Annotated in this window: 24 protein-coding genes and 2 pseudogenes; 17 read left to right on the forward strand and 9 right to left on the reverse strand. The window is 57.4% G+C overall.

The features are described 5' to 3' along the window. Window positions 1-187 precede the first annotated feature (187 nt). Entirely contained in the window at window positions 188-823 is a 636-nt protein-coding gene (locus JQ558_RS00105) for a histidine phosphatase family protein (protein WP_249142253.1), read from the forward strand. Between the two features lie 202 nt (window positions 824-1,025). On the opposite strand, the gene JQ558_RS00110 is transcribed toward JQ558_RS00105, so the two are convergent. Then, window positions 1,026-1,265 (reverse strand): DUF6894 family protein, encoded by a 240-nt coding sequence (locus tag JQ558_RS00110; protein ID WP_212292460.1) that lies wholly within the window; start codon window positions 1,263-1,265, stop codon window positions 1,026-1,028. Between the two features lie 790 nt (window positions 1,266-2,055). Here JQ558_RS00110 and JQ558_RS00115 point away from each other — a divergent pair. Further along, the gene (locus tag JQ558_RS00115; protein ID WP_212292461.1) at window positions 2,056-2,247 is read left to right on the forward strand and encodes a hypothetical protein; all 192 of its coding nucleotides are present in this window, start codon (window positions 2,056-2,058) and stop codon (window positions 2,245-2,247) included. A gap of 442 nt (window positions 2,248-2,689) precedes the next feature. After that, window positions 2,690-3,130, forward strand: a complete 441-nt coding sequence (locus JQ558_RS00120; protein WP_249142254.1) for a YybH family protein — start codon at window positions 2,690-2,692, stop codon at window positions 3,128-3,130. 468 nt (window positions 3,131-3,598) lie between these two features. Here JQ558_RS00120 and JQ558_RS00125 read toward each other — a convergent pair whose 3' ends face one another. Further along, window positions 3,599-4,048 carry a hypothetical protein gene (locus JQ558_RS00125; RefSeq protein ID WP_212292462.1) on the reverse strand — a complete coding sequence of 150 codons (450 nt, stop codon included), beginning with the start codon at window positions 4,046-4,048 and terminating at the stop codon, window positions 3,599-3,601. Window positions 4,049-4,504: 456 nt separating this feature from the next. Here JQ558_RS00125 and JQ558_RS00130 point away from each other — a divergent pair, with 456 nt between their 5' ends. After that, the gene (locus tag JQ558_RS00130) at window positions 4,505-4,705 is read left to right on the forward strand and encodes a hypothetical protein (RefSeq protein ID WP_212292463.1); all 201 of its coding nucleotides are present in this window, start codon (window positions 4,505-4,507) and stop codon (window positions 4,703-4,705) included. Here JQ558_RS00130 and JQ558_RS00135 read toward each other — a convergent pair. Together JQ558_RS00135 and JQ558_RS00140 are read right to left on the reverse strand one after the other, a co-directional pair. Continuing rightward, on the reverse strand, window positions 4,689-6,239 hold the full coding sequence (locus JQ558_RS00135; RefSeq protein WP_212292464.1) for a recombinase family protein: 1,551 nt from the start codon (window positions 6,237-6,239) through the stop codon (window positions 4,689-4,691). The two genes, JQ558_RS00130 and JQ558_RS00135, sit on opposite strands and share 17 nt — an antisense overlap. A 1,045-nt stretch (window positions 6,240-7,284) precedes the next feature. Further along, the gene (locus JQ558_RS00140) at window positions 7,285-7,482 is read right to left on the reverse strand and encodes a hypothetical protein (protein ID WP_212292465.1); all 198 of its coding nucleotides are present in this window, start codon (window positions 7,480-7,482) and stop codon (window positions 7,285-7,287) included. Between the two features lie 2,332 nt (window positions 7,483-9,814). Here JQ558_RS00140 and JQ558_RS36965 point away from each other — a divergent pair. The 4 genes and pseudogenes from JQ558_RS36965 to JQ558_RS00155 all read left to right on the forward strand — a co-directional run. Further along, window positions 9,815-10,104 (forward strand): annotated as a pseudogene (locus tag JQ558_RS36965) (septal ring lytic transglycosylase RlpA family protein); the annotation flags it as partial. 433 nt (window positions 10,105-10,537) lie between these two features. Then, window positions 10,538-11,011 (forward strand): annotated as a pseudogene (locus tag JQ558_RS38230) (hypothetical protein). 595 nt (window positions 11,012-11,606) lie between these two features. Beyond that, complete coding sequence (locus JQ558_RS00150) at window positions 11,607-11,777, forward strand: hypothetical protein (RefSeq protein WP_212208386.1); 171 nt, start codon at window positions 11,607-11,609, stop codon at window positions 11,775-11,777. A gap of 160 nt (window positions 11,778-11,937) precedes the next feature. Continuing rightward, entirely contained in the window at window positions 11,938-12,168 is a 231-nt protein-coding gene (locus JQ558_RS00155; RefSeq protein WP_212292466.1) for a hypothetical protein, read from the forward strand. 780 nt (window positions 12,169-12,948) lie between these two features. Here the strand turns inward: JQ558_RS00155 and JQ558_RS37795 are convergent. Continuing rightward, the gene (locus JQ558_RS37795; protein WP_212292467.1) at window positions 12,949-13,227 is read right to left on the reverse strand and encodes a DUF2934 domain-containing protein; all 279 of its coding nucleotides are present in this window, start codon (window positions 13,225-13,227) and stop codon (window positions 12,949-12,951) included. Between the two features lie 569 nt (window positions 13,228-13,796). After that, window positions 13,797-14,795, reverse strand: a complete 999-nt coding sequence (locus tag JQ558_RS00165; protein WP_212292468.1) for an alpha/beta fold hydrolase — start codon at window positions 14,793-14,795, stop codon at window positions 13,797-13,799. 194 nt (window positions 14,796-14,989) lie between these two features. On the opposite strand from JQ558_RS00165, the gene JQ558_RS00170 reads away from it, so the two are divergent. Then, a complete protein-coding gene (locus JQ558_RS00170) occupies window positions 14,990-15,616 on the forward strand; it encodes a phasin family protein (RefSeq protein ID WP_212292469.1) in 627 nt (208 codons plus the stop codon). Window positions 15,617-16,063: 447 nt separating this feature from the next. Here the strand turns inward: JQ558_RS00170 and JQ558_RS00175 are convergent, their stop codons facing one another. Further along, on the reverse strand, window positions 16,064-17,242 hold the full coding sequence (locus tag JQ558_RS00175) for a sensor histidine kinase (RefSeq protein ID WP_212292470.1): 1,179 nt from the start codon (window positions 17,240-17,242) through the stop codon (window positions 16,064-16,066). Between the two features lie 81 nt (window positions 17,243-17,323). On the opposite strand from JQ558_RS00175, the gene JQ558_RS00180 reads away from it, so the two are divergent. Both JQ558_RS00180 and JQ558_RS00185 read left to right on the forward strand, forming a co-directional pair. Then, window positions 17,324-17,776 carry a hypothetical protein gene (locus tag JQ558_RS00180; RefSeq protein WP_212292471.1) on the forward strand — a complete coding sequence of 151 codons (453 nt, stop codon included), beginning with the start codon at window positions 17,324-17,326 and terminating at the stop codon, window positions 17,774-17,776. Continuing rightward, the gene (locus tag JQ558_RS00185) at window positions 17,773-18,036 is read left to right on the forward strand and encodes a hypothetical protein (protein ID WP_212292472.1); all 264 of its coding nucleotides are present in this window, start codon (window positions 17,773-17,775) and stop codon (window positions 18,034-18,036) included. The genes JQ558_RS00180 and JQ558_RS00185 overlap by 4 nt, the downstream gene beginning before the upstream one ends. Window positions 18,037-18,941: 905 nt before the next feature. On the opposite strand, the gene JQ558_RS00190 is transcribed toward JQ558_RS00185, so the two are convergent. After that, entirely contained in the window at window positions 18,942-19,118 is a 177-nt protein-coding gene (locus JQ558_RS00190) for a hypothetical protein (protein ID WP_212292473.1), read from the reverse strand. A gap of 403 nt (window positions 19,119-19,521) precedes the next feature. Between JQ558_RS00190 and JQ558_RS00195 the strand changes: the two genes are divergently transcribed. Further along, window positions 19,522-19,716 (forward strand): hypothetical protein, encoded by a 195-nt coding sequence (locus tag JQ558_RS00195; protein WP_212292474.1) that lies wholly within the window; start codon window positions 19,522-19,524, stop codon window positions 19,714-19,716. A gap of 5 nt (window positions 19,717-19,721) precedes the next feature. Further along, window positions 19,722-19,919: a hypothetical protein gene (locus JQ558_RS00200; RefSeq protein ID WP_212292475.1), complete on the forward strand. Its 198-nt coding sequence runs from the start codon at window positions 19,722-19,724 to the stop codon at window positions 19,917-19,919. A 1,104-nt stretch (window positions 19,920-21,023) separates the two neighbouring features. Here JQ558_RS00200 and JQ558_RS00205 read toward each other — a convergent pair. Beyond that, window positions 21,024-21,242 carry a hypothetical protein gene (locus tag JQ558_RS00205; protein WP_212292476.1) on the reverse strand — a complete coding sequence of 73 codons (219 nt, stop codon included), beginning with the start codon at window positions 21,240-21,242 and terminating at the stop codon, window positions 21,024-21,026. A gap of 472 nt (window positions 21,243-21,714) precedes the next feature. Between JQ558_RS00205 and JQ558_RS38060 the strand changes: the two genes are divergently transcribed. From JQ558_RS38060 to JQ558_RS00225, 4 genes are all read left to right on the forward strand, one after another. Continuing rightward, window positions 21,715-22,074 carry a hypothetical protein gene (locus JQ558_RS38060; protein ID WP_212292477.1) on the forward strand — a complete coding sequence of 120 codons (360 nt, stop codon included), beginning with the start codon at window positions 21,715-21,717 and terminating at the stop codon, window positions 22,072-22,074. Window positions 22,075-22,132: 58 nt separating this feature from the next. Continuing rightward, window positions 22,133-22,993, forward strand: coding sequence for a non-homologous end-joining DNA ligase (gene ligD, locus JQ558_RS00215; RefSeq protein WP_312014952.1), 861 nt, complete (start codon window positions 22,133-22,135; stop codon window positions 22,991-22,993). A 67-nt stretch (window positions 22,994-23,060) separates the two neighbouring features. Then, complete coding sequence (locus tag JQ558_RS00220; protein ID WP_212292478.1) at window positions 23,061-23,219, forward strand: hypothetical protein; 159 nt, start codon at window positions 23,061-23,063, stop codon at window positions 23,217-23,219. Window positions 23,220-23,407: 188 nt separating this feature from the next. Beyond that, window positions 23,408-23,908 carry a ferritin-like domain-containing protein gene (locus JQ558_RS00225; protein ID WP_212292479.1) on the forward strand — a complete coding sequence of 167 codons (501 nt, stop codon included), beginning with the start codon at window positions 23,408-23,410 and terminating at the stop codon, window positions 23,906-23,908. Window positions 23,909-24,197 lie beyond the last annotated feature (289 nt).

The raw sequence follows: 24,197 nt of genomic DNA on the forward strand, positions 1-24,197 counted from the left end.
ATTGCCAGGCAGTCCTTCCTGGTCCGGAAAGTGCCGGAAGCGGGCCTCCCCGAGGTGCTTTCTTTTGACGAGCTTCACGCGGACTGCACCACTTACCTTACGAGCTTAACTCCTAAACAGTTGACGGAGGCTTAGGCATACGCTCTTTTACCCTCTTTCGTGACCAAACTATTGAGAGGAGAGAAATTTGAGCCGCGCCAGATTGTTCTTTTTGCTCATCGCTGTTCTGTTTGTTGTCTTGCCGCGAGCTGAAGCGGCCGAACTGGATGGCCTCGTCTCTTCGCTGAAAAACGGCGGCTACGTGATCGTATTTCGACATGGCGCTACCGACGATAGTCAGAAGGACGTCTTTCCCTTCAAATTCGACGACATGAGTGCGCAACGGCAACTTAATGAGAAAGGCCGCAACACCGCGCGCGAGATCGGCGCAGCATTGAAGAAGCTGGGTGTGCCGATCGGCGACGTCTACACGAGCCGCCTTCATCGCGCCGTCGAAACCGGAAAGCTGATTGGCGGCAAGGAAGTGTCCCCAACGGATGCATTGACCGACAGCAGCTCAGGTAGCGCTTCGGGGATGGCCAACCCCGATGGCAAAAACGCCAAGGCCGGACGCGCCGTTCGCGAGCTTGTCGACGCGGCTCCCAAGGCAGGGTTGAATAACCTCGCGATCACACACAAGACAAATGTTACTGATGCTTTTGGCAAAGATTTCGCCGATATCAGGGAGAGTGAGGCCCTCATCTATAAGACGAGCGTCTCAGGTCCGGCCGTGTTTGTGATGCGTGTGCAAGCCGGTCAATGGGTTACTTTGGCTGGCAGCTAAAATTCAAAGACTATCCGAAACCTTCTGCCCGTGAGGAACGATGGGTGCGATTATCGCGCTTCCGCGGACGCAGGCGCACCAAATTGCGAATGCGATGGCTGTTGAGTCGGCGACACACCTCGTTGCCTCGTCGTAGTGGACGATGAAGGAAACGACCTCTGTAAGGTGCCAATCGTCCCGGCACCCCTGAAAATAGTTGGAATCAATTCAGCCGGCTTATTCGGAACTCCAGCTTGGCATGCATTACCTCGCCTATCTCGTCTCTGACCCAAATCGTGATCTCCGATACCGTCTGGCCAGACTGCATCAAATCCCGCCCTAAGTTGCAAAGTGCCAAGCCGGCTTCCACACGAGCGGCATCGAGATCGGGAAAGCGCTCGCCTTCCTCATTAACGGACCGCGGCGCGTCCCCTATTTGAATGTCAAAGAAATACAAACCCATGCAAGGCAAGACCCCGACCCAGGATTCGTTCCGGCGCTTGCCTCCCGGTTGGAACGGAGCCCTGCGCCTTGAATTAACGCCTCGTCGTATCGCCCTGACGTCGTGAAACTTGCGATGGTTGGAAGTAGGAACAGGCCTTGGACGGAGGAGGATGATCGCCGGCTGCTTGAATTACGAGACAGCGGCAGATCTTATCTTTCGATAGCGGTGGCCATGAGACGCTCGGCCTCTGCGATTAGAGGTCGTCTGTGTATTGTCCGGGCCAGGGCGAGATCCACCCCCTGCATTCCGCCCCGCGGCACCGAGGTCCCCCTTCCCAAAGACTGGCTCCACGAGATCAGGCACGATGGCTGTTGGCTTATCACTCAACGGGAGGGCAAGCGAGTTCGGCTGTTCACCTGGAACGGTTTTCGCTACCCGCTGATGTGCATTTTGATCGCCCCTGCTCCCTTGTTGCCAGTCTTGCGGACTCACCATGCGGGGCAGAATTCTAGTTCGCACGACCAAGAGCCATGATCTTGTCGGGATCTTTGTCGCGCCGAACGTTATCGGCTTCGCGATACTGATCGACGAGAGCCGTCGACCCCGGGGCGCCCGCCGTTATAGCGGGCCACGTAGGCCGCGTGGAGGGTTCAGCCATGACCGAATCTGCGAAGCGTGGGTAGCATTGTCTGACTTTGTCGCGTCGAGCACTGTGTGCCAGTTCCCACATTGGGAAAACGTGGTAAGCTTTTCTGCGGGCCGCGCACCCGTACGTTCGACGGCCACCACTTAAGGCAGGAGTTTGATTATGAGTTTCGAGCGAATTTCTGATGAGAGCATCGCGCATTATTATGAAAGCATCCGCCAACAAGCCGACGCCGATCGAAAGCATAAAGAGCATTTCACGGCGAGCCCCAGGGTTCGGGAACGGGCGGACAAACTACGCGAGGAAATGATCAAGCGACGACTGCAGCACTCGCCCATCAACTGGCCATCTTGATTTCATCAATGCTCCCTCGGGAGCGACCGGCTTGTCGATTTTGGGCTGAGGTAAGGCCAAATGATAACCCGGCGGGCGCCATACAAGACGCGTCGCTGGACGGAAACGGAAGTGGCGGCACTACGTTCAATGGCTCAGGCCGGAAAAGACGCCCGCAGCATCGGCAAAGAACTTCACAGGTCTTTTATGGGCGTCCAAGCCAAGGCGAAGAAACTTAAGCTTACCTTGCGCCGCATGAGGGTATGATCGTGGAGGAAGGCCCCTTTCGGAAAAACGACATCATGTTCGCAACGATAGCCGACTTATTGGCTTGGATGATCACGCTTGCTCTACGCACCAATCCGTGCAGGCGGTTGACCGGCGTACCATGAATTGCAACGCAGCGCCCATCACGGTGAGCGTCACGGTGCAATTTCGCACCACCTGGTAGGGAGGAATGGGAATGAAACGTTCAGTTTTATTGGCATTGAGCATCCCATTTGCGTTTTCGGCTCCAGCATCTGCCGATGATATGAAGCAGGAAGTCAGCAAAATAGCTTCCGCCTATATGGATTGCTTCAGCAAGCAGGACCCCGCCTGCATCGCGGCGCTGTTCACCAAGGATGGGTTCATCGTTAATCCGGCGGGGAAACACGAAATTACGGCCTACTACGGCGGTACTTTTAAGGCCGGTATGAACAAGCTTGAAGCCACAGTCGATGAAGTGTGGCAGATCGACAACGACACGCCCGGTGCGATGGGCAAATTCCGCGTCACCGGCAAGAACGACAAGGGCGAGCCGATGGACTCGGCTGGCACGTGGACCGCCGCTTATGTCAAAGAAGACGGCAAATGGAAGCCCCGGATGCTGACAGCGGCTCCAACTCCACCCAAAAAGGACTGAACGTCAATGCGAAGCGCCCATCTCGCAAGAGATGGGCGTTACGATCGGATCGTGCACGATGACAGAACCTTCGATGGTCTGCCGCCAATGTAGCCATCATGCTGAGATCAGCGCGGACCGCCCTCACCCCGAACGCTCCGACACCTGGCACGTCTATTAACGTTCAGGTTGGGACCATCGCTGTCCAGTCAGGCTTGCCGGTGCACGCAAAGCAATGGAGGTGGGACTTAGGTTTCTATCCGGCCTCACATCGCGGCCACTCCCGCAACGGCTACGCGTCCAGGACTGCCGGGTGTGCTCGTGGATGCCCCCTCTATCGATCACCGAGCAATCCGGTGGCGTAGTAGGGCCTACACCGCTACTGGGTCGGCCGACCGGGGGCGTGTGCACCGCCTTGTTCAAAAGAGTCTTTCGTCTCGGCAAGAGGGGACTAACCAAGGCAGAAAAAGAGGAAAGCGCAAAAACGGATCACGACGAGCAGCAGCAGAACTCTCCGGCTGCGATCCGCAACAGCTCGTTGCTCAGTACCGGCGTGAGATCAGCGGCCTTGCCGATAGCGGCAGTATTCGTCGCCGTTGTCGTATTCGACACAGACCTTGACGCGCCGCCGAGGCCGATCTTCATCGTAGCTTCGATAGTCATAGTCTCGATCCGTACGATTCCAGCCTCGATTGTCCCGATTGCCTCGATCACCGTATCGACCGCGATCCTTGTCGCGATCGCGATATTCGTCGCGGTCGCCGCGCCGCATGCCTTGACCGACCTCCCGGTCGTCCGGGCCCGTGCGCTCCCCGTCACCCCGGCGATTATCGCCGTATCGACCGCGATCCCTGTCGCGATCCCGATATTCCCCACGGTTCCCGCGCTGCATGTCTTGATCCACTTCCCGGTCGTCCCGTCCCATGCGGTCCCTGTCACCCCGGCGCATCCTCCAGTCGGGACCTATCTCGCGGTCGTCGCCTCTGGATTGATCCCGGTCGGTCCGTTGATCGCGCGGTTGCTGGACGTTCGGATCAGATGGGGCGGGTTGAGTAGGCGTGCTTTTGCGAAGGCGAAATCGGCGGCTTCCCTTCGCCCTGGGCGAATGACGACAGGCTCGACGAGGCCAATAAAATGCTGGCGAGGACAAGAGCGCGCATTGGATTTCCCTCCGGTGAAGTCGCGCACCTGTAACAATCGGCTCACACATTGGTTCAACTCGAAGCGCGGTCGAACACAAATTGCGGAAATAAGGACTTGCCCCGTCGGGCAAATCACCGGCACATTATTTCAATGCCACTTCCCTGAGTTCGCCATGTGCGGATTCCGAGCGGCCCGTCGATCCTTTCAACTCTATGTAGCGGCCCTGCAATCGCAGGTGCCGGAGGAGAAGCCATGTCTGATGAATCCGAAGTCGGGATCGTGCTCGCCAATGCTCCCCGCCTGGAACGGGCTTTCGGCCGCAAACTGGCGGCAGTAATAACCTTGGTCAGCCTGTATTTCGCGCGGCGACCATCAGGCATAGTCGGCCTACTTGCGTCGTTTCTCTTTGTCGCGGCGCTGGCGCTCCAGGCTTGGTTTAAGCTGCGGTGGTAGCATCGCGTAATGTTCTCGTCAGATCGGCGATAGTCTCAATGCTGGTTGCCCCAAGATCCTCTACGTTCACGTCCGAGTTTCTCAATCGAGCGGACAATCCAGCAGGGCGCAGCAGCAGGTAATCGTGGACGCTATCGTTAGCCGCGTCCGTACGAACGCCGATTACGAGCTTCGTGTTAGATTTCCTACGCTGTCTTATCGTCCACTGCGGAGGGCCGCGCTTCCCTCTAAGACGTCGGAGCAAGTAGATTGCGACAGTAAGCTTACTGTTCACGACATACGCCCGCTTTCCCCAATCGAAGCGGACATCCAGACCCGAACGCTCCAGATCCGCAAAAATGTCGGAGAGAATACGACGACGTTTTGTTCGAGCCTCTAGCCTGGCGGCGATAGCTGCGACTTTGATCTTTGGCTGATATCCAATCAGCTCATAGGCCTTTAACAGGCTGCCGAAACGCTGGTGATATGAACCAGAACAGGGGAGCAACTCGGCGTCATCGATCAGCTTGCTCGTCAGGCGTCCTTTGGACGCCAGAAGGGAGCGCAGATCGTCAAGCATGCGCTGATTAGACTTGCGATAAGTGAGTTCCCCCATTTTCCGCTGGACCGCATCGAAAAGTATTGGATCAACCACCGCTTCAAATGCGTTGGCGGATCTGATCCACATCTCCGGAGGATTCTTGACACACTTGCCCTTCAATTTGTGAGAGGTCCGATTGTAGATGTTGTTGCCCATATACTTTTCATTTGAGAGAATGTGCGAGATTGTACCGCGGCTCCACGGGCGCCCGAATTGATTTACACGACCCTCGTCGTTCAATTCCTTGGCAATTGCGATCTCCCCTTTCCCATCCAACGCGAACGATCTAAAGATGCGCCGTACTATCTCGACTTCGTCAGCCGGCCCCGGATGCAAAATGACGCGATCCGATTGAATGAACTTGCGCTCTCCCGCTGCCAAAATTGTTCTTGGAGAGCCGCTGGCGTCGAACAACGCCCGTCTTAGGCCATAGCCGGCTGGCGCGCCTTGCCAAAAGCCACGACTGCCCAAGTTACACTGACCAGCAAAGACCCGTGTTGATAGCCTTAGGCTATACTTGGCGGCCTCGACACGATCCATGGCTTTGAGGAGCGTGGAAGCCAAGCTGCCATCGTCCTTGAAATCTTCGGCACAAAAGATGACACGAACACCAGCCTTCTTGCATATCTGCTCGTAATATGCGCCTTCGTCCACGTCCTGGAATCGGCCCCAGCGGCTCACATCGTAGACCAGGATAATACTATAGTGCGTCTGACCGGCCTGAACGTCGCGAAGCATTTCTTTGAAACCCGGCCGACTATCGAGGTTTAATCCACTTCGTCCCTCATCAGCATATTTGCGGACGACCATAATATTGTGTGCAAGCGCGTACGCCGCGATGGCCTTCTCTTGATTGAATGGCGAATAGTCCTGCTCATCTGTAGACATCCGCACATATTGCGCGGCTCGTTCCTTGATCGCATCACCGCTCGACGAGGGATTCTGGTGTTGCATTCGCACGCTCAATCAAGGATCGATCCGATGGCGAAGGTGAACGAATTGCGTTTGCCCACCCTTACGAAATCGGAGCAAAATTGACTCCAATTAGTGTTAGGCTTGCCGAATATTGGAGGCATCAAATGTCAGACCAGGCCGTTGAAATTCTCATTACCAATGCGATCCGAATGGTCAAACCGCGTTTTCGGACTTCCGGCCTCAGGTTGCGTCACGCTGGATGGCTTCCGCGTTGCTTCGCGCTGGCGTTCTCGTAACCGATCAGACGCTGATTTACGGAATTGGAGGTTGGACGCTTGCCCAGTTTGAAGCGCGCAATGTTACTGACAATGCGTTCTTTCAACCTGAAGAATCGTTTTTGGCTAGCGGCTGGACTGCCGGAGCAGGCATAGAACGTAAATTGGGCACGAATTGGAGTTAGGGCCGAATACAGATACACAGATTTAGGAAGCGCCCGGACGTCTGACCGATTCAGATTCCAGTCCGCCGGTGGCGTAGGTACAACCGTTCAGGGATATCAGCGACAGACCCAATACGATCTATCAATACAGTCAGGGAAGATCGGCGTAGCTTACTCGTTCAATCCACTACAATAACGATCACAAATCGTGGTTAGTCTGGGCTGGCAACGCAGTTAAATCCGAATCGCAAAGACCCGCATTGGGGAAAGCGTTTGGCGGAGCCCAGTCGCCCGGCCGAAGAACCCTCCAAGTCCCCCGAATCGTTTGGCCTCAACCCATGCAAGGCAAGACCCCGACCCAAATGGCGAGATCCACCCCAAGCCCACTGACGACCGATGCGTAGCGTCGCGCTCGAGCGCTGCATCCCGACCCGCGGGCATTGTCCTTGTTCACTTTTGAACATTTATCGGAACGGGAATCGCGCAAACGGCCCCAGCGCAACGCTGCAGGCCGCCAACCCAGGTGGGGTTTTCTCCCGGTCGGAGGCTGAGGAGTCTACCCGGGAGCGCAGAGTCGATTCCTGCGGCCCCAGATCGTTCCTAACATCAAGAAGAAAGCCCCGCCGGTTAGGGCTGGGCCCTCTGCTAGACCGGAATGGTGCAGGTTGAGCTGCCCTTGCCATCGGAACCGCGAACGGTCGTGCAGGTGATCGGCCCGTTGGGTCCATCCGTCGTGCTGATGCTGATCCTGATTCCGAAGATCTTGAAACGTACCGTCGTATCCTGGCCGCCCGAGACAGCTTCAAGATCGCTTTCGGTCAGCATGGAAGCCTGATTGCTCATAGAATGTCTCCTGTTTCTGTCTGCGGCGAGACAATCCCCGCCAGCCGTGACTAAGGGATACGCTGTGATCAGAATGGCCGCCGTGCTGCACATCACACAAACATCACACAGCTAGGCAACGCGCAGAAAGAACTCCGCCGGCAAAAGTGCCCCGGCTCCCAATCACTGACGGACGCGACACGCCAAGCCACGCGCTGGTTATGTCCCTCGAAAGCCCCTAACGATGGTTCGTAACCCTACTATCCACTCCCTTTCCGGGCCGGCTCCAAGGTTACCGTAACTGGCTTAGTCCCAGTCGCGCTAACCGCGGCCGTTCTGTTCATGTAGTAAGGTCTCAACTGGGTGGTGGGACAAGAAGCGGCCCCAACCTTCCGCCCGCCACAGTCGCGGCTTGGAGGACGAGGCTGGAGTTTCGAGTGACAATAGAACCGTCCGGCCCGCGTCGGTAATCTGCCAACCGCCACCATCGACAGTCACAATGGGAACCGAAGATGCTCAGGCCGGGCCCAAGCGCAGCTAACCGCTTGGTTCGATCGGTCCAATCGGGGCCACTGGAAATGAGAATAGAAACCTGTCGCGTGAGTTCGGCGAGCGTTGCTCGCCCATCAACTTGACCGGCCAGTACCTTCGAAACCGTGATCGTAAAACTCTGCGCAGTCTCGCGCGCCCCGGATAAAACAAAAAGCCGCCTCCGGGCCGATCGGGGGCGGCTTTACGGTAAGGCGACAATCAGGGTGGCAATTATTGGTGAACAAGAAGTTGACGATTGAGCCAATCCCCGCTTATCGGCCTTTGACTTGCAATCGGAAGTTCCCGCTCCCCGGCGGGCGTCGACTTGAACCTTGGGCGCTCGAAGCCGTCGCTCATCGATGTAGCGATCCTTCACCCATCGGGGATCATGCAGTCGTCTTGGTCACGCTGAGAGATCGATCACAGATCGAGCCAACTTTTAATACCAGCGTCCTCGGCCGTACCAACCGCCGCCGCCAAGCAGCAGAACAAGAAGTACGATGATGAGAAGTGTGGTGGTATCCATGCGTCTTACTCCGCCTGCTGCGTCATTGCGCAGTTTGGAATTCTAGCTATGACAACGTTTAGCCGGTGGCCCCGGTTCCAAGACCAAGCGGGGCGATGGGGTTACGTTGGGTCAGTGTTCGCTGTTCAGCGACCAGGCATGCGGCGCCAGCCGGCGCGCCGCCGCGTAACCTCCGACAAGCGAAACCATCATTGCGAGAAAATCATGATGATCATGAATACAAATGCGAGCGCACTCGCGACGACCCCATAGATTAGATCGCCGCGTTCGCGTTTCGTCATGCTTTGTATCCCAAAGATCAGGTCCTGAAAGCGACGCCGATGAAGTCAGCGTCTCGCCAGACCAAGCGACACTCGCGAATCGTCCGAAAATTATCGAACGACAGATCGAATTCCACCGGCAAGACGTTTAGCTGCTCCAAACGAATGCCGGCTCCGTAGTTCGTCACGTCGCGAACGCAGCAAGGAGAGACACCGGCTCCACCATGAAAGAATAACGTTGCGCTCCGATTGATGCGCGTCCGGCCGATCGCGCGACGATCTCGACCTGCGGACTTTAGCACTTGCTCGACGTTCGACATGGCAGTCCCGTGAAGCGTGCAGGATCATTTTGAGCGGGACGCCGCCTACAGCGGCGCCCCTAGTCGAGCGGTACGCTTGATTGGTGATCTGGACACCTCTCAAATCCGAACGACTACCGGAATGGTAGGCCTACGTTCGCACGCGGCAACGAAACTCGCGTATTAAGCTTGATACGCTCGCTGCGGGTTAATTCTGGAACCCCGGGCAGCGACAATGGGAGATATCAGCAGCGCTAAACGTGCAGTAAGGCCGGGAGCGAGCAATGCCTAATTGATGGGAGGGACCTCAGAGGGTCTAAATCCCGCTTCCACTGCCATAGATCTGAGCAACAAACTCTCACTTAAGCAATACCTCGGAAATAGGCGTTTGTTGCTGCGGACACCAGACGTATGAGTTGGAAGCATCGGTATTATATCCCTTCATCGCCGCGAGAATTCCTGCATGACAGGAACAGAGCCTCAACAGCTCGCGTTATTCATTTGTACTTATGTGAGGCCGCCCCATGCGCCCTATCTTTGGAATAGCTGCAATCGTAACAGTACCGGTTTGGTTGTGCGTGCATGTAGATTCTACTTCAGCACAGACCTTCATTGATCGATGGTCTATCATTCCAAAAGCGCACGCAGAACCGGCACCCGAGGCACGGGACCAACCCAGACAGAATCCTCCAGTTGAGCAACCCCCGACCGGAGGGGAGACGGCTCGTCCGGAAGAGCGCTCAGCCCCTCGATCGTCAAACCGGGTTTTTTCTGGAAAAGCCTCTTACTATTCATATCCGACAGGAAAAACAGCGAGCGGTGCTCCGTTCATTCGGAATTCACTGACCGCTGCCCACCGCAACCTACCGTTCGGTACACGAGTTCGTGTAACTGATCTTGCGAGCAGCAAGTCTGTAGTAGTTCGTATCAACGACCGGGGACCTTGGTTCGCGGCCGCGTCCTCGACCTTTCGCTCGGTGCGGCGCGCAGTTTAGGAATTACGGACCGCGGCGTGGGTTCGCGTTGAAGTACTATAGCTTGTGGCTGATGGCGGAAAGTCTCGCAGCAAGATGGATCGAGCTACAGGGTCAATGTCTTCCAGCGTCATTCGCGTCGGTTTTGCCGAACCACGGCGACTTCCGGTCTGCCCCGGTGAACGGACATTGTCAGGATGGGTGGGCATGTCTCAAAGGTGCCAAGAACAGGCGCTTGGAGAAATGAACGAGCCCGCCAATCGAGCCGGCTTACCTCTCTTGATGATCAAACTTGATTAAAGCTTCATGGCGTCCGAATTGGTCGGCAAGGTGGACGGCCGGCACTCGACACGGGTCAACCGACTCTTGCAACCGAACAATGCAAATCATCTTCCACCCATGTCAGCTCGCAAAAAACTGCTAGGAACCAGACTTCAGAACGAAAGTTGACGGTCTAATTGGTCTCGTCCGATTCTGAGATGCTCGATGAGCCCGCACCGGCTGCTCGTTTCCTTGGTTGTCATCCTCCTTCCGGCGGCGGTCCTTGCGGACACCACCGAATGGCGAAAGTAAATCATTCCCGAAACCGGAGCGAAAGTAGATATTCCGGTGACTATTTTCACAGAGGACGCGGGCCCGCCGGATGGCGGCACTGGACGGCGATTCTTTACAAAGGACCATCGGGCAGACCTGACCGTGCAGTCCGTTCCCAATCCTGAGAATGACTCACCTGCCATTTTTCTTGCGAAGAGGCGGCCGCCTGCCGGTATCCAGTACAAAAGGGTAACGCCACGTTTCTTCGCAGTGTCCAGCATTCGAAATGGGCGGACCTGGTATAACCGCTGCAACCGGGCCAACGAATACATGAACTGCGTCTTGATCAATTATCCTGCCGCGGAAGACCGTCAATGGGATGCTGTCGTCACAAGGATCAGCCTTTCGCTCGCTAAGGCGAGGTAACACTGAAGGTGATGCGGCCGTTGATGCTGCAGATTTTTAGTTTCGGTAGTTCGATGATGTGACGGATCCGATCGAACGCCAGTAGTGGTTCGCTCCCCTGAAACTCAACTGTCAGGTTCCGGGACGGTGAATTGAACAACCGATTGACGACTGCTTGGCGTCGCGGCAGACATATCAAAGCGCGACGCGCCCTGCATATGCCAGGATACCTGGCAGTACCTGCAGGCATGATCGCATCGCAAGGTGACAACGAAGATGTGCAGGGAAGGACCACCGCGCAAGAAGGATTTGCGCGTGCGAGGTTTGGTTTAAAATTGTCAGACGACAGTGTGCAAACTTCCCCTCCGCATGATTTCGTGATATCATGGGTTCATGGGCAAATCAACTCGTGAAATCACGAAGTCGCCAAAGAAGCGAGCGGCTGTTACCGGTGACCCGGTGCTCGTTCGCGTTCAGCCTGATATAGCAAAGCAGCTAGACGACTGGCGCCGCAATCAGGACGATCTCCCCGGTCGCCCTGAGGCCATCCGCCGGCTTGTGGAGTTGGGCTTGAAGATGAAGACCAAATGAAAATCAACAGCACAATGAGGGCACAATGATTTCACTTTTGATCGGGATTTTGATTATTGTGGTCGTCGGCGCGATCTGCTTTTGGGCTATTGAAAAGTTCGCGCCCGACGCCAAGCTTAGGAATCTCCTCAAGTTGCTCGTTGTACTCGTTTGTCTCGGCGCGATTGTGCAGCGATTGTTGGTGCTGACTTATTAGCCAGTGCCCGCGGCTTGTAGAGAGGGGTTGAAGGCGAAGGCAGTGAAAAATTCAAAGTGGCCCAGCAAGCTGAAAATTCAAATCTGGGTTATTGTAGCTTTGGTCTTCCTCATTTGGATCGTCTTGCAGAACCCCGCACGCTGGCGTTGAAGGTGGAGACGTGAACAGGCTCCGAAAGTACGTCGAGCAATCACTTGATGGTCGAGAACTGCGCGTAGCCTATGCCATGACGCTGACCGCCCTTCCTGAAGCGAGGCCGCGATCGAAATGGCAAGAAGTTGTGCCGTTTAGTGCAGCTGACGAAGTGCTGGCAGAGCCCGGACTCAAAACCCTGTTTAAAGCCGCCATCGAAAGAGGCTTTGCGATCGTGCCGCGATCGGAAAGCGCGTAATGGCCGGCATGCGGAGCAGCTATAGCGGCGAGGGCGTTGCATGCTGTTCTGGGGAAAACCTTCATTAGGTCAGCGCCTCTGCGCTTTTCGACTCACCGGATAGTGCTTCGCCTGTCTTCCAAGCGGGGTTGGCTTGGCAGGGTTTTGACAGTGGGTCGATTGTCGTTTTCACTTCTCATCGCGGCTTGTCTCATGCTGACGGCTTACTTCGGCATCACAGCTTGGCGAATTTCCCAGGAGAGCGAGGTGGACATAACCGCGGGCATTCAGCGGCGACATTAGTCGCCGAAAACCCGACTCCCGACGCGAGGGTTGCGGGCTTCCGCTCCAATGCGCCGGCAGATTGCAGAACCTAAGTTGCGGCGGCCCGGTGGCGGCGACCGCCTTCGCCCTTTCACAGTCAAAGCGAACTGCTCTTCGACTCGCTGACCGCGACACACTTTGCTCAGTCGGGAGTTCGTATATCGTTAGGTGGTGATACCTATTTCCTCAAATCGCTACCCAAGCGATGGATCTCGCTGCGTTTCCGTTGGCGCTCTTCGCCGAGAGCGCTGTTAGAGCCTGTGGCTCTTGCCATATGCCCCCTGTCCGCGCCACAGCCCGGACGGATGGGCTCATTTTGTGCTGAGATTGACCTCTCAAAGTGGCCTTGGACGCTACCCGCTCCTGAAGCGGCTTTGGGGGGAATGGAGGCTCCCCATGATTATCGCAGCTCTCGCGCTGGGATTGATTGCGGTCGCCTTTCTCGTAATCAGCACAGCCCATCCGCACGACCTGAAGCTACTCGTCTTGAGATTTCCCGCGCTCCGACTCTGCCTGTAACCAAAACTCCTCGTCCCGGCCAACCGGGCGGCCGTGCTGCTCCCATAGTTCGTGAGCGCGCGCTCTAATCTCTTCCTTAGATCGCCTAGCAGCAAGGTGCTTTTGCAGTTTCTGTCTTAGTTCATCGACCCAAGCGGTAAGGCGCTGATAGGTCGTCTGGTCTGTTACCCGAGAGGCTATACGGCTAGCTTGTTCAATCTTGCGCTCCAGGTCGCGGGGGTCCTCGAGCTGATCCATGGCCAACCTCCGTCCATGTAAGACGAAGTTGGCTGGAGATGGTTCGTTTCCAAACTTAGAAGGCCTCCAATTATCGGCGCGCTTCCTATCTTCGGACCCACAAGTTTGAGTTAGTTACTGAGGGGCGTGTGCAGCTTCTTGATAATCTCGCGCTGGTCCTTACCGTATTCCTCGGCAACCTGCCGGGCCTGCTCGGTGCGCAATCTTCCGGATCGTCATCCGGTGCTTGCTTACCATCTGGAATCCTTTCACGGTCGGATAACGTCGTATCATTTCGGCGGCCGTAGTCCCGGTGACCCAGCCAATCCTGCATATGAACAACAGTCTCTGTCTGCCGCGCCCGGCGAATGATCCTGTCGCGTTCATCCCCTGGCGGAACGCGTTGGCTCATCACGCAGGCGCGCGGCCTGTTCTTTCAGGCGCTGCTCTAGAGTTTTGATTTGCCTGAACCGCGTCGTTGCACGGGCGCTGATCCATTCCTGAGGAAGGCGGAGCGCAACCGGCGTTCTCAGCGATGGCGGGCGCCGCCGCCCGTCGTGCCGGATATTGATGGCCTTCGTTCGACTGGATCAGCCAGGCGATCTTCCGTTTTCATCTCGTGACGGGATAATCCGCAACGGCTGCTCTAGGCAAACGCTGAGACTATTCACGGCTTGCACAATGGTGTCACCGTCGACATAAGTCACCATGTGCCCGGCATCATTCACGAGGTGCAGGTTGGAGCGACTGAGTACTTTGTGTAGACGTCGAGCCTGTTCGGATTCGATGAGATGGTCCTCTGTTCCGTGGAAAATATGAATCGGGCATCGAATGCTTGAATAGCGAGACTGAAGTCGCGCTGCTTCCGGAATGAGAAAAGCGCTTTCCTCCGCAGCGGCCCTCAGTTGCTTCGGCCGGAGCGTCAGGGCGGCTGGGAAGTTATCCTTGAAATTCGCAGGAACGGCGCAAGGCGCGAACATCTTGCGCAGTAGCATTGGTAGAATGGCCCACGAGATAACCGGCGCGAGCGTGTAGCGCATAATATCACCCAACACCGGTACCGCTGGACCAGACATCATCCAGAAGTCCCACCGCGCCGTCGGAAAGTAGTAACCGGACGCAAGCACAAGCCCACGGACGGGGTAGGTATCCTGCAATCCGATGGCGATGGCGACCAGCGCACCCCATGAGTGGCCCAGCACGATAGGATCGCGCACGCCGAGATGATGAAGAGCCTTCACGAACAGCGCCGCTTGGGCTGTCGCAGTCCAGATGCGCACGCGAGGCCGCTGACTGTATCCGAAGCCCGGCCGATCAAAGCATAGAACGCGGTTGCGGCGAGCAAGACGGTCCACCAGACCGCTGATGATTAGATCCTGAATCAGCGAGCCGTTACCATGGAACAGCACGACGGGCGGCGCCGCCTTATCACCACGCTCCAGGTAATGGAGTCGTACGCCTTCGCAGTCGATGAAATTACCGATGGGTGGGTTCCGCCGTTCCGCCACGAACGAGAACACGACATTCCCGATCACTAGAACAGAAAGAATGCCGGCAACGACGAGAAAGACAAACCCATCAGAGAGCATTTTAATTAAGCCTCGAGACGTGAATAGCCAACCGAATTGCGGCAAGCGAAGAGCCAGTCTGCGGCATAACCGGGATATGTAGCCGTCGTTCCTAAGAGACAATCGAGGATCACGGAAAAACCGGCGGGCTTGGAACGGTCCCACCCAGATCGCGTTGCTCGACAAGGAGCTGGGGCAATCATCGGAGAACAATGATGGCAAACCCTCGCGAGGATAAATCCAGGCAAGGCATGGAAGATGCAGCCCACCGCGCCGGCGAGCGGGCCGCTGAGCAGACCAGCCGCATCGGACAAGCAGCCGCCGATCAGACAGCCCGTGTCGGGCAAGCTGCGGCTGATGCCGGAGAGGAAGTAGCTCGAGCAAGTGCAGAGCTGCTCAGGCAAAACGTCACGACGTTACAAAATGCATGGCGGTTGGGCTTGGAAGCGGCGACCTCGGTCATGGGACGGTCTACCGAGCAGTTTGGTCGTACGCTGGGCTTATCAGGAGAAGGGGTGGAAGAGGCAACGGAACGGTCCACCCGCAATGCGCAAACCCTACTCTATACGGGTACCGCTGCTGCCAGAGCGATGGATGGGGTGTCTCGAGAGTACTTTCAGATGGTTCGGCATCAAGTCGAGAAAAATATGGATCGCATGAGCCAGTTGTGGACCTGTCGAACTCCTCAGGACTTTGCAGCCGTACAAACCGACATGGTGCGGGAGAACGTCGAAACCGCCCTGGAGAGCAGCCGTCGGATAGCCGACATGTCGCTCAAAATGGCCGATGAGACCGCAAAGCAGATCAAGCAAAGTATGGATGGGGTCCGGCGCGCCGCCTAACCTGCATATACATCGACTTTGAGAGCAGCTTAAGTCAGCCGTTCGCGGCGCTCGTTGGATTCTCGGAAATATGAACGAGGTCGTAAGGAACGCCAAGCCCTTGATAGTTCCTTTTGCGGGCCGCCAATTGCTGTGGGGCGTCACTGGGCCGGGCGGTCCGTTCGTGGACCCACGAGCAGCAACGAACGCGCGTCTGTGGTCCCGCTCGTGCTTGGGCAAAAGCCGTTCGACCGGTCCGCGCACCCGGCTTCTCCGCATGGAAGACAAAAAGCGATGGCTGGAACGAATGCGCTGACTGACGTTCTCCGACTTCTATCGCGGCGCCCCCCAACCGGAGGGCGCATCAGCTTCCTCGGGCACTTCCGTATCGCCCCAGTGCAAGCTGTTTCGAAGTGTCCTAATTCGCCTTAACGAATGGTCTCACCGTGTTTGTTCGGTGCTGAAAAATCACGTCATCAATGGAAAGGTGAGCGACGTCGTCGTCCCCTTGTCGCTGCTTTCCTGACCAACTGCCCCGCCGATCTGTCGTGCAAGCGAGGCAATTAATTTGAGGCCAGATCCGTTTTTGTTGGGATTCTGGATGCCGCGGCCGTTGTCGGATACCGTCAAACGGGCCTCACCATAGCCGACACCTCCTACCAGGCGCACCCGTATCCTTCCACCTTCTGGGCCGAATGCATGCTTGATACTGTTCATCACGGTCTCATTCAAGATGAGGCCAACCGGCAACGCCCGCTCAATACTCAATTCGAGTTCGTCGCATTCGACATCTACTTCGACTTCTTCGACCTGCTGATGGATCGCGCTGCAAAGGGCGCGTATATAATAGGAAAGCCTGACGGTTTGGCCTTCGTTTCGAAATGAAAGCTGATCATGTGCGAGAGAGATCGCATGGATGCGGCTAGCCACGTGATCCAGCGCGCGGTGAGCCGCCGCTTCGGAATATCGACGTTTCTGAATGGAAATGGACGACAGAACGAGCTGGAAATTATTTTTTACGCGATGCTGCATCTCGCGAAGTAAGATCTCGCGCTTTTGAGCCTCGGCGGCGGCGGCCATCAAGCGCGCCTCTTCATCCGGCCGGTCCTGGCGTCCATTGCGGCGGAGCACGGTTGCCATGAGAGCGGCAGCAGCGGTCAGGAAATCCGTCGTGTCCTCCGTGAAGTCCCTTGGCGTGGTACTGTCGACCTCCAACACACCCCAGGCCGCGCCATCTATCAGTACCGGCACGTTCGTCACCGAGACGATTCCGTGCTCCTTCAGGAAGTCCGACGGGATATACTCGTCTTGCTCGCGGAAATCCCTGATGCTGACCGGCTCGGCCGTCTGAAATGCCCGCCCCGGCGCAGAACGTAGATCAATCGTAAAGGTGGAAGAGCGTACAGCGCCTTCCTTCCATCCGACATCGGCGGCGAGGAGGAGATCTGAAGTGCTCGGACGATATTGCAGAACCTTTACATGATGGATCTCCACCGCCCGGGCAATCTGGACGACGGTCTGATCTAGGAAGCGATTCAAATCGGCGTTCTCACCCGCCAGCCGCCCAATATCGACCAGAATGCGCACATGACGCCGGAGCTTATCCAGCACGCCATCTTCGATCGACTCGCTCGGACCTTCTTCCATCAGCTTCTAACATTTCGTTCCCCAAAAAGTGCCAACCATCGTTGATGGCCGTCTTTATGCCGAGAAAGGGAATAAGCGGCGATGACCACGCTCACCCGACGCCGCGATCGCGACCGCCGCGACGATCACTGGCAAATCTTTTACGGCGATGTACGGGTCGGCACGATCGGCAAGCGCGCCGGCGTGCCGGGCAACGTCGATCAGTGGGGCTGGTACTGCGGCTTTCATCCTGCGTCCCAACGCGGGCTTGCTGACGCCGGTACGGCTGTGGACTTTGAACACGCCCGGCTCGCGTTCGATCGCGCGTGGCAAACCATACAGCCAAGATGCACCGAAGAGGATTTTGCCAGCTACCGCCAGCAGCGCGCCTGGAACCGCTGGAAGCAGAAAATGTGGGAAACCGGCTGCAAGCTGCCCACACAGTCAACCGATGGCCGGTCGACATGCTACTGCGGCGCGACGATCGACACCGTCACCATGGACCGTCACATCTACGCCGCTCACTTGACTGAAGAAGAACAGGCCTCCGCATGAAATTCACCGGCGAAAGCCCCTACTCCGACCCGGAGAAAGCAGCCCGCCGCCTGATGGAGCACGCACAGGCCTTCGAGCCCATCCAGGACAACCGCGTCTATATCGAAAAGATCAACGGTCCCTTCCTGTTCGGCGACAAGGCCACCCCGGCGCAATACAGCGCCGGCCTCAAATACGCGATTGATAAGGGCTGGCTGGTACTGCATGAGAGCGGGACATTCGTGAAATTCACGCCTGCCGGCGCCGACCTTTTTGCATAACGAAGGCCGCTGATCTTTCGATCAGCGGCCTGCCGGGTTTCAAAATATCGGAAATGAAAAGGTTCACCCTCCTCCCCGGTAGGAATAGTATGTCCCCTTGGGGAGGCTGTGGCTTTATCAAATGTGAATCACACCGCGAAATCGGAGCGCCCGGTTCTGCGGGAACGTGGACCAATTGCCACTTATTCCCGGTTCGCTCTGGAACAATCAGCTGGGCGGAGCGTCTGGTTAAAGCTTCCAGCCAGAAAGGTGCCCCCCGACCGCTGGAAAACCCCGTATCGTTCGGGTTGGCGGCCCCCGGTTGGAGCGGTTTGCTTTTGGGCTGAAATTTAAGATGTGGTCGCCTCTTTAGCCGTGGATAGGCGGCCCCGGCTCCGGCGATACACCGGGGCCGCCCCTCGCAACTGCGGGCAACGGCGGTTGCCTGCAGGACCAGCCTACCGGCACTCTTGCTGGTTTTTCCCGACTAGTTCGGAGTTCCTCCGATGACGAAATCCCAGAATAGCTGCCAACTTGCTGTAGTGCGCAGCCTCTTCTGCCAGCCGCCGCGGGGCGCACCTCTCGCAAACATAGAGCGCACCCAGGAGGGCCGGCTCCCGCTGCGGCTCTCCCCCGCATTCCGGACACCACCGCGATGGCATTGGCCCTCCCCTGGCTATCGGGCGATTCAAACAGGCCGCTGTCGGCACAACGCCGCACAAGCGGAGTATAATCGCTTGGCGGCGTCGCTCTAGCCCCGGACACAAAATTATCCGGCAACCATCAAACGTGCCGGGGGCGCCGGGGTTTCGAAGCTCGGCCCGGCATGGCGAGTTCGTCTGGAAGATACCCGGACATTCGCCACGGCCCGAGCGCGCTTCACCCTTGGGCACGGGATATTGGCTACCGTTCCTCTTGATCCATTATCACCGCCCTCCGTCCTCAATGGCGCCAAAGAAAACGGGATCGCCAGCGATAATTTCGAACACTTCGCCATATTCGAGGCCCAGCCGCTCGTGCACCAGCGCCCAATGCGCGCCGTCCGGTAGGTTGAGTTCGTCAACCTCCTCCATAACGCGCTTTAGCTCCTCCTTCGTGACCATCACTCGCCTCGACCTGGCTGATGTCGGGCTGCTCAAGACCGTTGGCACGTTGGCATTCGCACGGCATCCCTGCGCCGCACTCGCAGCCCTTGTCCCGGTCTCAAACCTTGTCGGGTGGTTCTGTCACACCCAACCGAGGCCGTGGCAGATTGGGCAATCGGCGTCGGTCATGCTTCATCAATCTGGTTACGCGTTGCCTGAGCGAAAGCCAGACAGAGCCACTTACTCATTTGGCTTAATTGATGCGGATTTGAACTTGTTCCTGTGAAGGAACAAAATTTAACCCTAGCATTTCTGATAAGCGGGCCGAAAATAGAGCCATCACCGCAACGCCCGTGGCTTCCATCGGTGATGAGATCGCCCAGCTTGCGCTTCCGCCCCCTTCAGCGAATGGAGCAGCGCCATGCAGCGACGCCGTATCCAAGAGGATCGTTTAGATCAGCTAATCTCAGAGCAAGCTGAACGCCTGCGTGATGAGGCGCGGGAGGCTCCACCGGCAACCGAGCGTGAGAAGCTCAGCCGCAAGGCGCGGCATGCAGAGACCGGTGCGCATCTGCAGAATTGGCTGAAGTCCCCCGGCCTTCAGCAGCCGAAGTAACCGCTATGCCTTGGGGATATTACGCCTACGTCATTGGCGACGATGGTCATATCCAGAACCGCGTCGAGGTCCATTGCGACAATGACGAGGAGGCCAAACGCTGCGCCGAACAACTGGTCGACGGGCACGCCATAGAGTTATGGCAAGAGGCGCGCAAGGTCGCGACGTTCCAGCCAAAGGGGCACCCGCCGTTCCAGCCCTAGTGTTTGCCGCATCTAAGGCTAATCTCGGTAAACATGTCGGACGCAAATCGAACAACTGCCCGAAGCCGGCTCCTGCCTTGCACTGAAGAAATAACTGACGGTCATCCCCTTCAGCGGGAACTGATGGCTTATAATCCGGCTAGGGAGACGATCGAGGTCTTATGAACTGCTCAAAGTCTTCCGGAAAGTAGATCCGACCATCGCCGATAATTTTAACGCCCTTGTGACCGTCCGCGACCCATCGTTGGGCTGCTTGCAGCGCATCTTCTCGACTGTCTAGCGACGATTTTAGCGGACCGGGTCGATTGATTTCTCTCCGAGTTTTGCTGGGACACTGCGCGTTCCGCTCGTTCCGCGCATATTTGAATGCGTCGGTCACGAGGGCACGGTGGACGCGCGGCTGTGCTGCGCGCGTTTAACGACGGTAACCCGCCGGCGGCCTACTCCGTCGCGTTAGCGGATCGTTCGACTTCGCTCGTTGCCCGATCCGCTTCTTTCTGGGCCTCCGCCGCCTTCGCCCTGTACTGGTCATCCTCGTTCATGCGCGTCAACGCACGCTGCAGAACATTGGTTCACCCTCTGCTACGTCTCCGACGCCGAAACGAAAGGGCCCCAGCCGGGGCTTGGCCGGGGCCCCATTCACCATATCGTCCCCCGCCGAGGCTGGGTACGATGCCCCAACGGTCACCATTCGATGTGGCCCATCCTATGTCCTAATTCGGAAGCGTGAGTGTTCTGATTAGGACAGCCGGCAAAAGGACCCGCGCCAATTAGCGCGCGCTTTCGTTTTTGGAACGAGCGTTGGCTTTCGAAATTATAGACGTGTGCCGGACAGCTCCTCCGGCACGACCTCTCGAAAGCCGACGGCCTCAGCTTGCGCCCCGCGCTGGGGCCGTTTCACATGCAAACGTCTTAAGCCGGTTCTCGGCGCGGCCATCGCCTCCGCCTTCCGCGCTTTCTGAATAAAAACGTCTGTGCTCGACCAGGCTTGATGCGGCCGGCCGCAGCTCGCGCGTCTTCCGCAAACTTCAGAAGGCGCATTTCCAATGAAGTCGATGGCCTAATCCGATTGCGTGTCATCACACACCTCGCAACATAGCGGGGCTATCGGGCCGCCCGCGCCCGCTTCTTCTCGACCCGCACGCCCTTGAACTTTTTCGCCGCCTTAGCCTTCTTTGCCGGCTTCTTCACCGCCATGAACTCGCCGCTCTTCTTGCTGCGCTTGGTCCATGCGGTGGCGCCGCCGAGCGTGGTTTTCACCTGCGAGCGTTTCTTCACTGCACCCTTGCGGGCATTGTCGCCTTTCGGCTTATTGACTGCCATACTTCGTCTCCTTGCCGCCGGGAAAAGCACGCGACCGTGCAAAAGCTTCCAGTGGAGGCAGCGGTGGGATGCGTTCAATGTCGCAACACTCTGCGGCCTGCCGCGCCGCAATGATGGGTTGATGCAGCTGGCCGACCTCATTGGCTGCAGGCGGAAAAAAAGCGGCCCCGGCGCTCTAGGGGAAGCGCGCCGAGGCCCATGAGGTTGTCCGTCTGTTCCCTATCAGACGGACCGGCAACGCCGATCATTGCCACTTGTTCCCGACTTTTTGTCGCGCAGTGCGAACTGAGCCGTACGCCCGAGAAACACCCTTTTGGGCCTTGCCAATCCAAGTTAATACTCTTGCATAATAGCCCGGCCTTGAGCCGGGCCTTTTGGGAGTGACCTTGCGAGTACTGCCATGCACCAGCCTTCCGGAACCAATCAGCGCGGGTCCGCTTGAATCCGGGTTCTGTTGCGTGGAGTTGCTTTGATGCGTACGTCCAATTGGACACCGTCGATCGTGCCCACTGGCAACGACGAGACGGTCTACCTGGTGGCCGATGATTTTGGCAAAATCGGCCGCGCCTGGCGCGAAACCGACTACGAGACCACCGACCTCGAGACGGTCATCCAGGATCTGCTCACGGGCCAGTACCGCAGCCCGATCCGCATCGTCGCCTTCAACACCGCCGAGCGCTGGTCGGAGGACGTTTCCGCGGACGTCGCCCATGAGCTGCGCCGGCGCTGCGATCTGCAGGGGCGCGACATCCCGTTCTTCCTGCAAGACTTCACCGACCGCTTCGAACGATACCACGACGTGCAGCTGCCGCTGCCGACACATCTGGTGTGACCCGTGGCCTTTCCGCGCAGGAAACCGGCGGCGAGTCAAGGCGCCCTTCCCTGGATTCATCGAGCCCGCACTTGCGACCTCGATCGACAACGCGCCCAATGGCGAACGCTGGATTCACGAAATCAAGTTCGACGGCTACCGCGTTCAGGTCCACCTCGCCAACGAAGCGATCAAGGTCTACACAAGGCGCGGCAACAACTGGACCAACCGGTTCAGGAAGATCGCCGACGACGCCTGGCACATCAGCGCCAGATCCGCGATCATCGACGGCGAGGTCGTGGTGCCGGCCGCCGACGGCAGCACGGATTTTTCCGTTCTGCAGAACGAACTGAAGGGCAAATCGACCCGCATCGTGCTGGTCGCCTTCGACCTGCTCTATCTCAACGGTTACGACCTGCGAAAACTGCCGCTGATGGAGCGCAAGGCGCACCTCAAAAAGCTGATCGCCGCCACTGACATCCAGTTCAGCGAAAGCTTCGAGACCGACGGCCGCGAAATATACAAGCATGCTTGCAAGGTCGGATTGGAGGGCGTCGTGTCGAAGGTCCGCGACAGCGTCTATACGTCCGGCCGCGGTAACAACTGGACCAAGAAAACCTGCGCCCAGCGGGAGACGCTGACGATTGCGGGGTTCGCCCTTGACGGCAAGGACTGGGACGGCATCTATCTCGGCCCGCGCAAGGGCAAAGACCTGGTTTACGCCGGCAAGGTTGACCACGGCTTCGACAAGACGTCCGCCGCCGAACTTCGCAAACGCTTGACGCAGCTAATCCGCAAAACCCAGCCCTACGCCAAGAAGATCGCGCACAAGGGCATCTGGGTTGAGCCCCAGCTTCTGGCCGAGGTCGAGTATCGGGCCAAGTCCGCCGAGGGCAAAGTGCGCCACCCGTTCTTCAAAGGATTGCGTGAGGACATGTAAGGGGGCTCCGGATAGGAACCGCCGAAGGGCGTCACCAGTTGAAGCGATGCCACCCAAGGAGATGGAAATGAAAGTCGTTAACGACGATGAAAATCCGCAGGCGTCGGAAAAGACTGTCTCTCGCCACACGCTTGATGAATGGCAAAGAAAAGACCAGGCACGGCGGGCTGAAGCCGAGGGCCAGGACAAGATGCCGCCTAAGGAACAGGAGATTCGCTCCAAATGACACCTACCGAGCGCCGCGACATGCCGTGGCTTTTGGGGGTCTTTGCCCTCGTCATTGTCGTGATAATCGTCGGTGCGGCTTCCCGCTGGTAGTAAGTCTGACGGGCAAAGTGCTTCACAAACGTTGGGGATTAGGAACCATGGCTGTGAGTATTCATTGGACGTTTGTCAGCAACAGAGGAGCCGGAAATGGCCACGACAGCAAAGGACGTTTACATAGTCGGCCTGCGCAACGCGCACGCCATGGAGGTACAAGCGCGAGAACTGATGGAACGACAGTCGGAGCGCCTTACCGACTATCCGGAGGTGCAAGCACGGGTGAAGGAACACTTGGCCGAGACTAACACCCAGCTGGGTCGTCTCGAACAATGTCTGGAATCGTGCGGAGAGAGCAATTCTACTCTCAAGGACGCCGCGCAATCCGTAATGGCCAACACGATGGCAATGGCTCATGCAATGGCAGGAGACGAAATTCTCAAAAACACCTTCGCCAATAACGCGTTTGAGCATTTCGAGATCGCCGCCTACAAATCGCTTCTGACTTTATGCGACAGTGCAGGCCAGGGCAGTGCCCGTTCGCTGCTGGAGGCGAGCTTGAAGGAAGAAGAGCGAATGGCTGCGTGGATCGATGCCAACGTGGCCAAGGTGACGCAACAGTATCTCGCGGTTGAACAGCGCAAGGCGGCGTAGTCCCGAAGAAACAACCTCGTCGGACCGGCGGGTCTCAATTGTCCCGCCTGGCGCTTCTGCATTCGCGCGAATTAGCTTCGCCCGGCCAAGCCATTTCTTCATGTCACACGGCCGCTCCTGCTTGCTGCACCGCCTTGGCGATCATAGTGGCCAAGAAGTAGAGTGCGCGGATGCATATCGATCATCATCGGCAGCAACTACGCGGACCAGCGGTCTTCTTCTCGCTGAGCTTCTTGTATTTAGGCGCACCGCGATGTCTCCAGCGGTTATCTCATCATTAGTTTGAGAA

Origin of the sequence: Bradyrhizobium sp. AUGA SZCCT0160 (genome assembly GCF_018130105.1) — a bacterium.
Lineage (GTDB): Bacteria > Pseudomonadota > Alphaproteobacteria > Rhizobiales > Xanthobacteraceae > Bradyrhizobium.